This window comes from Herbiconiux daphne, from assembly GCF_024979295.1.
Taxonomy (GTDB): domain Bacteria; phylum Actinomycetota; class Actinomycetes; order Actinomycetales; family Microbacteriaceae; genus Herbiconiux; species Herbiconiux daphnes.
In genome coordinates this window covers 1-833 of sequence record NZ_JANLCJ010000262.1, presented here as the reverse complement: position 1 = coordinate 833, position 833 = coordinate 1, and the positions used below count along the sequence as shown (strand labels likewise).

The following is an 833-nucleotide window of genomic DNA, read 5'->3' as shown; positions in this document are numbered from 1 at the left end:
TCATAACTTATTCTTCATCTAAAATTAATGGAACAAAGGATGTTTCAAATAATGGTTATAAATGAACATTTGGGGTAAAAATACCAGCAACATGAAGTTTTGATACAAGTGGAAATTTCCGAATTATTTCAAAATACATGACGAGAAAGGAGTAAAATGATAAAATTTTATGCTATGAAAAATGGGAATATAAATATACAAACAACAGATAAAAGTATAACTTTGGCAACTTATCCAAAGTATGACATTTTTACAGTTGTGCATTATAATTCCGAAAATGAATTGTTGAATGGTTATGATTGGGATGATGATGGATGACCTCTTGTTGATACATATGAGGAAGCATGAAAATTAGTTGTGAAAATAAAAACTAAAAACAACGCCAAAAACCACATTGCCATCACTTCAATGGCAAACTCAATCATGCTAACTACTTTCTATCTATATGCTGACAAAGACGGAATAGATAAAGAAAAACTTAAGTTAGCACTTCGTGAACTACTTCGTTCACAAGCACAATATGTTAAAACAAATACATATGATCCATTTGACACAATAGCACTACAAGACTTGGTAGATATCTATAATCTAATGGAAGACGAAGACAAAAAGAATATTAAAGACAATTTAGAAATCTATTCTTGGTTTGAAGCGAAAGCACCATTTATGGAATTCTACAAAAAGATTGGCGGGGTGATTGATAATGACTAAAAATATTTCAAAATTCATAAGCGCAATCGGAAAAATAATTTGTTTTGTGGTTCCTTTCATTTCTAAAACACTTTATCCATCGATTAAGAAAATCGCAAACGACCCAGACCTTCAACCAATAG

Annotated in this window: 2 protein-coding genes; both read left to right on the top strand. The window is 30.6% G+C overall.

The features are described from left to right. The first annotated feature begins 174 nt into the window (after positions 1–174). Positions 175–318 (top strand): hypothetical protein, encoded by a 144-nt coding sequence (locus N1032_RS24510; protein WP_259543123.1) that lies wholly within the window; start codon positions 175–177, stop codon positions 316–318. Between the two features lie 39 nt (positions 319–357). After that, positions 358–711, top strand: a complete 354-nt coding sequence (locus N1032_RS24505) for a hypothetical protein (protein WP_259543122.1) — start codon at positions 358–360, stop codon at positions 709–711. Positions 712–833 lie beyond the last annotated feature (122 nt).